8 protein-coding genes are annotated in these 7,957 nt (G+C 35.8%); 5 read left to right on the plus strand and 3 right to left on the minus strand.

Translation table 11 applies throughout. From position 1 onward, the window contains the following. Positions 1–2,751, minus strand: a complete 2,751-nt coding sequence (locus H131_RS18695) for an ATP-binding protein (protein ID WP_010860689.1) — start codon at positions 2,749–2,751, stop codon at positions 1–3. 408 nt (positions 2,752–3,159) lie between these two features. Between H131_RS18695 and H131_RS18700 the strand changes: the two genes are divergently transcribed. Further along, a complete protein-coding gene (locus H131_RS18700) occupies positions 3,160–4,347 on the plus strand; it encodes a M14 family metallopeptidase (RefSeq protein ID WP_010860690.1) in 1,188 nt (395 codons plus the stop codon). 135 nt (positions 4,348–4,482) lie between these two features. Here H131_RS18700 and H131_RS25045 read toward each other — a convergent pair whose 3' ends face one another. Further along, entirely contained in the window at positions 4,483–4,632 is a 150-nt protein-coding gene (locus tag H131_RS25045; RefSeq protein ID WP_010860691.1) for an ATP-binding protein, read from the minus strand. 416 nt (positions 4,633–5,048) lie between these two features. Here H131_RS25045 and H131_RS18710 point away from each other — a divergent pair, with 416 nt between their 5' ends. From H131_RS18710 to H131_RS18725, 4 genes are all read left to right on the plus strand, one after another. Continuing rightward, positions 5,049–5,378, plus strand: a complete 330-nt coding sequence (locus H131_RS18710) for a PadR family transcriptional regulator (RefSeq protein ID WP_010860692.1) — start codon at positions 5,049–5,051, stop codon at positions 5,376–5,378. Further along, the gene (locus H131_RS18715; RefSeq protein WP_010860693.1) at positions 5,375–5,782 is read left to right on the plus strand and encodes a permease prefix domain 1-containing protein; all 408 of its coding nucleotides are present in this window, start codon (positions 5,375–5,377) and stop codon (positions 5,780–5,782) included. The genes H131_RS18710 and H131_RS18715 overlap by 4 nt, the downstream gene beginning before the upstream one ends. A gap of 2 nt (positions 5,783–5,784) precedes the next feature. Continuing rightward, positions 5,785–6,444: a hypothetical protein gene (locus tag H131_RS18720; protein WP_010860694.1), complete on the plus strand. Its 660-nt coding sequence runs from the start codon at positions 5,785–5,787 to the stop codon at positions 6,442–6,444. A 513-nt stretch (positions 6,445–6,957) separates the two neighbouring features. Beyond that, complete coding sequence (locus H131_RS18725) at positions 6,958–7,371, plus strand: MarR family winged helix-turn-helix transcriptional regulator (RefSeq protein WP_010860695.1); 414 nt, start codon at positions 6,958–6,960, stop codon at positions 7,369–7,371. A gap of 297 nt (positions 7,372–7,668) precedes the next feature. Here the strand turns inward: H131_RS18725 and H131_RS24645 are convergent. Then, on the minus strand, positions 7,669–7,957 hold a 289-nt coding region (locus tag H131_RS24645; RefSeq protein ID WP_010860696.1), incomplete at its 5' end, for a hypothetical protein.

Consider the following 7,957-nt stretch of genomic DNA (forward strand, 5'->3'; position numbering starts at 1 on the left):
TTAACTCCTTTTGGAAACTAGCCATACTCGTAATACAGATACTAATTGGTCTAAATTCAATGGCTTACTAATATAATCAGAAGCGCCTGCCTCTAAAGATTTATCTCGATCATTCCTCATGGCTTTCGCAGTTAAAGCTATTATTGGTAAATCCGTAAGCTTCATTTGCTTACGAATGATAGACATCGTTTCATATCCATCCATATTCGGCATCATAATGTCCATGAGAATTAAATCAATTTTGGCATTAGTTTGCATAACATCTAAGCATTCTAAGCCATCTTTTGCGACGAGAATATTCATACCTCTTTTTTCAAGCGCCGTTTTTAATGCATAAATATTACGATAATCATCGTCGACAATTAATATTTTTTTATCATGAAAAACATCCACTTCATTTTGGGCATCCTGATAGCTTTCATCAAATGTTTCTTCTATTACTTCTATTTTCTCATTAACTACGGTTGTAGCCATAACCTCGGCAAAAGTAAGGTTAGAACATGTCTCCTCGTTGATGCCATTCGGTAAACTTGGCAGAGTAAGCGTAAAGCTACTGCCTTTCCCCTCTTCACTTTGTAAGGACACCCATCCTCCAAGTAATTTGGCGAATTCTTTACAAATAGATAAACCTAGACCAGTTCCGCCATACTTACGCACAGTAGCACCGTCTGCCTGCTGGAATGATTCAAAGATTAGTTGATGTTTGTCCTTCGGAATACCTATACCGGTATCTGACACAGTGATTTCCAGCCATTCATTACTAATCTCTTGCATATTATTTGTTAACTGTTCATTTGCAAGTTGTTCAATACTTAGATTTACAGAACCTTCTTCCGTGAATTTAAAAGCATTGGATAATAAATTCTTTAAAATTTGCAAAAATCTCTTCTCATCCGTAAAGAAAACATCCACTACATTTTCAGCTATTGTCATTTGAAAATCTAGCTTCTTTTTGTGTGCGACTGGCGAGAAAATTTGCTCTAATTGTAGTGGCACTTCACTTACATTTACTTCTCCAAATATTATATCTAATTTTCCAGCTTCAACTTTTGATAGATCCAATATGTCATTAATTAATGCAAGTAAGTCTTCCCCCGAGGAATGGATTACACTAGCAAATTCTGCTTCCTCCTCTGTTAGACTGTTACGACTATTTTCAGCTAACATTTCAGATAAAATTAAAATACTATTCAGTGGTGTTCTCAATTCGTGAGACATATTGGCTAAAAATTCGGACTTATAATTAGAATTAAGTAAAAGCTGCTCAGCACTTTCTTCTAAATCTCTTTTGGCTATTTCTAGTTCTCTTGATTTTGTTTCTGCATCTTTCGTTCTTTCTTCCAGCTGTTCATTAATCATTGTAAGTTCTTCTGTCTGCATTTGTAATTCTTCCGATTGCGTTTGTAGCTCTTCGGATTGTACCTGTAATTCTTCTGTCATCGCTCTCGAGTCATTTAATAAACGGACGATTTCCATGCGACCTAAAATACTATTCACAGTTAGTCCAAAAGTTTCAACGATTTGTTTTACTAATTCCTGTTGTAACTTTGTGTAGTTGGTCATTGTCGCCAATTCAACAATAGCTATGACCTCCTCTTCAAATATAATCGGAATCATAAAGATGCTCTTAGGAGGTGCTTCTCCTAAGCCTGTTCCAATTACTCGATAATCATTAGGAATATCGTTATAAATATATATCTGTTTGTCAGAAGCACATTGTCCAATTAAACCCTGTCCTATTTTGAAACGTTCCATTCCAATATTATCGCTTGCGTCTGCAAACGCAGCCCTTTTCACAAAATGGATTTCATTATTATTCATTTCACGCACATAAAATGCACCAAGTGAGGATTGTGTCTTTTGCGCTATTTCTGACAGGAAGATTTCCGCTAATTGCGTAATTGCGGATATCCCTTGATATTTTGTGACAATTTCAGCAACGTTGGACTGCAACCATTCCCGTTTCTCAAGTGTATCTAAAAGCTCATTGGTTGCATCGGCAAGAGCGTTAATCTCATCGTTTGTTTTTACATGGATTCTTCCTTTATGCTTGCCCTTTGAAGCAGCAATTACTTTAATTGCCTCTGTAACTTCTGTTATTGTTTTTACAATGGAACGAGAAATTCCACTAGCGATTACAATAGCAATAACCGAAACAAGTACCAATAACCCGAATAACCCGCTTGTTAAATTACTATTTTTTTTATCCAATTGGTTTGCTTTGGTTTGAGTCAAAACATTTTCAGCTGTACGGAACGATGCAAATTGCTTGCGCATCGTCTCCATATCCTTACGACCAATATCCACTTTAAAAAATTCCCTTAGCTCTGCTGTGTTATTATCTTTTTTTAGCTTAATTGTTGTATCACCTGATGTAGCAACCCAATGCTCTATCGTGGCCTTTATTTCTTCTAACTTCTCTTGTTGATTTGGTTTATCATCTAATAGTTGATGAAGCTCATTAAAATCAACCTTCCAATTTTTCGAAGCATTGTCGTATGGTTCTAAGTAACTTAATTCACCTGTAATAATATATCCCCGTTGACTGGATTCCATATCCAATATATATTTTTCAATACTATTTGTTAGCGCTTGTACCTGAGAATCATACTTTATAATAAAATTTCTTTCCTTTTGTAGCGATGTAATTTGATTATTTAATATGATAACCGACGCAAGTAAACAAAGAATGATAACTATATAGCCTATAGTAATCTTAGAACGAATACCTAATTTTAATTTACTATACATGTAATTCCTTCCTTTTATCCCGTATTAACGGTCAGTAAGATACTCTCCTCAAGTGGAGAGCACAACTGTCCGTAAAAACCCGATTGGTTCAACTATCTATCAGCGGGGATAAAACTCCCACTGATTGAAGTTTCACTTTATCCCGTATTAACGGTCAGTAACATGCTCTCCTCAAGTGGAGAGCACAACTGTCCGTAAAAACCCGATTGGTTTAACTATCAATCAGTGGGGGAAAAACCACTGATTGAAGTTTCACTTTATTTGTCTTGTAACTATCTTATCAGTATAATAGGCGAAACAAAAATAACAAAATAACTTCTCCTTGCGCATTTTATGTATTGAACGAAGTGTTGTAGAAATTCATATACTTCTATGATGCACTATCTTGAAAATAAGGGGAGAAAAGATGTGGATATATTTGTAAGTCCGGGGGATTCATTTTGGCATTTCAGTGAAGTATTTAAAATTCCCCTCCAACTCATTATTGATTCCAACCGACATATTAACCCACAAATACTTCAGGTTGGACAACGCATTCGAATTCCAGGATTTGTTACAACCGATTATCAAATCCAACAAGGGAACACTTTATGGCAAATTGCTCAAAATCGAAATCTTCCTATCCAGGCCATTCTACTTGTCAATCCCAATCTTAATCCTAATCGTCTGCAAATCGGCCAGACCATTCACGTCCCTCAGAGGATTACCTGGAGGCTCGTAAATGGCAAACAAGATTATGACTATAACATTATGATGAGCGATCTGAAAAAACTACAAATCGCCTATCCGTTCATCCAAAGTTCTTCCATTGGCAATTCTGTATTAGCACGAGAAATTCCTGAGATTTTAGTCGGGAATGGCTCTAAACGAGTTCATTATAATGGCTCATTTCATGCGAATGAGTGGATTACTACTCCTATCATTTTGACATTTCTAAATGATTACTTGCTCTCTCTGACAAACCAAACTACAATTCGTGGACTTTCTACCTCTCCTCTATACCAGCAAACATCGCTATCCATTGTTCCGATGGTTAATCCGGATGGCGTCCATTTAGTACTAAATGGGCCGCCAGACGATGAATTAGGAAAAAAACTAATAGGTTGGAATAATGGCAGTTCCGACTTTTCTGGCTGGAAGGCGAATATAAATGGTGTCGATTTGAACGACCAGTTTCCCGCCCAGTGGGAATTAGAAAGTGCGCGCAATCCGAAAACGCCAGGTCCCCGTGATTACGGAGGTAAAAGTCCCCTTTCCGAACCTGAGTCCATTGCGATGGCCGAGTTGACAAGAAAACGTGATTTTGCAAGAGTCTTGGCTTTTCATACTCAGGGAAGAGTCATCTTTTGGGGATTTGAAAATCTTGAACCACCTGAGTCTGAAGTATTGGTGAATGAGTTTAGTCGAGTAAGTGGCTATGAGCCTGTTCAATCAGCTGGCAGCTATGCAGGCTATAAGGATTGGTTCATTCAAGATTGGCGACGACCCGGTTTTACCGTGGAATTAGGTAGCGGTACAAATCCACTGCCATTAAACCAGTTTGATGAAATCTATCAAGAAGCATTAGGGATCTTTCTTGCAGGGTTGTATTTATAGTTGTAAACGAATAATTCGGCTTTATATTAGTCAAAAATCCGATAATCTTTAGGTTAAGGTAACCTTTGTTTATCGGATTTACTTTTTCAGTAGTCGTTATAGAAAGTCCGTGAGATGCAGTGTACTACAGAAATTTTACAGTCGAAACCTTCGTACAATTTCCGTACCATGTCCCAGTTTGCTGGATTCGAATATTTCTCCCCCGTGTGCAACGGTTAATTGTTTCGTAATACTCATCTTCAAGCCAGATCCGCTCGTTTTCTCTCGAAGTGTACGCCCAATCATCTGAAATTCTTCTTGCGACCAGTGGATAGAGAGCAGATTTAAGCACATGAGCATAGCCCTTTATGGAGGATAAGGGTGTTATCAAATCACGGGAAACGCCGACTATCCATTCCTCTCGTCTGAAGAACACCCTATAGTTGAACCATTACCTCAGCCAAATGCCTAAGTATTTAATTTAGCTATACCGGCAAAAATTTCACTGGATGTATATCCTGTGTAATTTTTTTATTCCTTGTAACACCGTACATAGCTAGACGACGAAAGTTGCATCAATATTTTTTTAGTCCATTTCATAAAACCTTTGTGGGTGCTCAAATTTATTTCCAGAATTTTTTCATTTATTACTTTGACAGGCAGAGTAATCTTTGCTAATATTACTCTACCAGATAGAACAATATTATCTAAGTAGGTGACTTATGGTTCGAAGTGATATCATCCGCGGACACTTGGATTCAATTATTTTGCGGCTAATTTCAGAGAAAGATCGATATGGCTATGAAATATCTCAAGAAATTAGTCTCCGTACAAATAATCGTTTTCAAATCAAAGAAGCAACTTTATACGCAATTTTTCAGCGTTTAGAGAAAAGAGAAATTATTGAAGCCTATTATGGTGATATTTCTCATGGAGGCAAACGAAAGTATTACCGTATTACCCCATTAGGTAAAGCCTATTTAAACGAGCTAGTAAAAGAATGGATGGAAGTGAAGGAAATTATCGATTTATTTATGGAGGGCTTAGAATGAAAAAGATAAAAAATCATATTGATGAGTTGTTTAAAGATATTCCTCGTAATAATGAGACAGAAATGGTGAAACAAGAAATTATTCAAAACCTTGAAGAAAAAGTATTTTATTTGATGGAGCAAGGAAAAGAAGAAGATGACGCGATTAATAAAGCCATCGTTGAGTTCGGAGATATTGAAGATTTAAGAAATGAATTAGGTGTGAAAAAACCAGAAACTAAAAACATGGCTAAATTAAATTTAGAATTTTCGGTTTGGGGCAGTACTTTAATTATTGCTTTATTTCTTTTTATCAATCTTTACTATACACCAAATACAATTTGGGCAATCTACCCAATCTTCGCAATATTATGGTGGCCTCTATCCATGTACTTCGTTTGGTCACGTAAGAAATGGAGGGAGTAATTATGAAACATTATATTAGTTTTTCCGTAGCAGGTAGCCTGATGACCATGATATTTTTAGCAATGGTGAATTATATAACATCACCACAAACGATTTGGTTTATTTATCCTTGTTTACTTCTTTTACTATGGCCGATCACTATATATTTTATGTCAAAGAAATTATACAAACAGTATTCTGTATTCTGTAGTATTATGGTCATCGCTTTCCTGACAATCGAAAATTATTTATTTTCACCTAATCATTTATGGATTATGTATGCCTTTTACCCAATATTATGGTGGCCCATCCTCATGTTTTTAGAGGAAAAAGCAAAATCGTTGAAAGTCGCACTTTTTGGCTGTGCGAGCACCATCATTTATTATTTTATCTTAAATCTTGTCATGTCCCCTCAATATCCATGGGCTATTTATCCAGCATTTTTAGTCATATGGTGGCCCTTGGCTCTATATCATGCTCAGAAAAAAACATTCGTTGCGTTCTCTATTTACGCTAGCATACTCATCAGCATCTTTTTTATTACAGTAAATGCAGTTTCCTCACCAGGAACAATATGGGCTATTTATCCAATCTTTTTAGTGATGTGGTGGCCACTAAGTATGTACTTTTACGTCTATAAAAGAAAGATGTATAAAGCTACAACTTTTCCGAAAAGGGTATAGCTTGTACTAAAAATGCAATCGCCAATATTTTCAGCTTGATATTAGCGATTGCATGTTACTTTATTTATTTTTGTATGTTCTTGCAATTCCAATTTAATGACACAGGAAATCATTGTCCGATAAACTTCTTCAACTATATCAGTATTTACATCATTTTCATGTGCAGTCTTTCTTTTTCAATTACTGCCTCGATTCTATGTGTAAGAGAAAAGATTATTAACGTCATGTTCATTGTATATAATGATAGACCTAACTTTCCCCAGGAAATACTTCCCCAAAGATAATAAAAATTCTTATTCATCTTTACTCCCATTTGCTGTAAAATTACTTACTTTTATCTACAGTTTATATCGTTTGCCCAAAAGTGAAACTTCAATCGAGCTTTTACAGTCCGTTCATCGACCGCCTCGTTCACTCGGGATCAAGAGACTAAAGTATATTGGCAGTACGATAAATTAATTATATACTTACTATATAATTTAAATTGTAAATATTTTAACGGGCTGTGATCAAATGTCAAATAATAGTCAAATGAAACATGTGGAAATCATTATGAAAGAAATGCTTGAAATACAACAAAAATCTATGATGTTTGTCAACCTTCTCTCAGAAGGTGAGTCTCTATCTCAGAACCAGCTGATACTTCTTCTTCAGCTAAAAATCAATGGTGGCATGAAAGCAACTGAAATAGCTGATTTTTTCACTGTAACACCTGGAGCTATTACATCGATGTGCGATAAATTGGAGAAATTAAACTTAGTGCAACGGATTAGAGAAAGCAAAGACAGACGTGTCGTGAAAATGGTGTTAACGGCTGATGGGGAAGTGAAGGTACAAGAAATATTCTTGAAATTACCACAAGAAAAACTAATTGATATTGCCAAAGTGCTAATTGATGTTAATCAGTTAATGAAAAAAATTTTTTAGGATTTCATTTTTATGAAATGCTCTGACTGTAGACAAACTCAAAAAAAATTTGAGTTTGTCTACAGTCTTTTTTCTTTTAAACATAGAAGATCTATATGAACATGTTGCTTTCCGCTACGGCGGACGCTTTTCGCGGGCATGGCGTCAGTCCATATCTGTCAACTTTAGATTTCCAACCATTCATTTGTTTAATTTTTCAAGAAGAATGGTGTGTTTTATTTCTTTTGAAAAAGGGTACTAGTATTTTTAGGAATGCCAAATAGACCATCTGATTCAAGATGGCATTCTATGGTTTTCCTATATGAATTGAAGGTGTTTAAAGGCGGTTCCTTTGCTGGATTTTGTTTTCCAGGCGGTTTTTAGAAGTAATCGGGTGGTCGCTTGGACTAAGTCTTTAAATGCCTTCTCTTTTTTTATGCTCATTTCATAAAGTTTAGGCAAAACCTTTGTAGCGATACTACGCATAGCGACCATCTCACTAATTTCTATTTGCTTCTCTTCCCAAATGAAATTTCTTAATTGATAGGCAATCAATTGACTAATTAAATAAACGAGAATGGTGCCATATATGTGACAGAGCCATCTT

Source organism: Lysinibacillus sphaericus OT4b.31 (assembly GCF_000392615.1).
GTDB lineage: Bacteria > Bacillota > Bacilli > Bacillales_A > Planococcaceae > Lysinibacillus > Lysinibacillus sphaericus_B.

Excerpts from the sequence above, each read along its gene's own strand:
- H131_RS18725 (WP_010860695.1), top strand. The coding sequence starts at position 6,958 with ATGTCAAATAATAGTCAAATGAAACATGTGGAAATCATTATGAAAGAA.
- H131_RS25045 (WP_010860691.1), bottom strand. The coding sequence starts at position 4,632 with ATGATTGGGCGTACACTTCGAGAGAAAACGAGCGGATCTGGCTTGAAG.
- H131_RS18695 (WP_010860689.1), bottom strand. The coding sequence starts at position 2,751 with ATGTATAGTAAATTAAAATTAGGTATTCGTTCTAAGATTACTATAGGC.
- H131_RS18710 (WP_010860692.1), top strand. The coding sequence starts at position 5,049 with ATGGTTCGAAGTGATATCATCCGCGGACACTTGGATTCAATTATTTTG.
- H131_RS18715 (WP_010860693.1), top strand. The coding sequence starts at position 5,375 with ATGAAAAAGATAAAAAATCATATTGATGAGTTGTTTAAAGATATTCCT.
- H131_RS18720 (WP_010860694.1), top strand. The coding sequence starts at position 5,785 with ATGAAACATTATATTAGTTTTTCCGTAGCAGGTAGCCTGATGACCATG.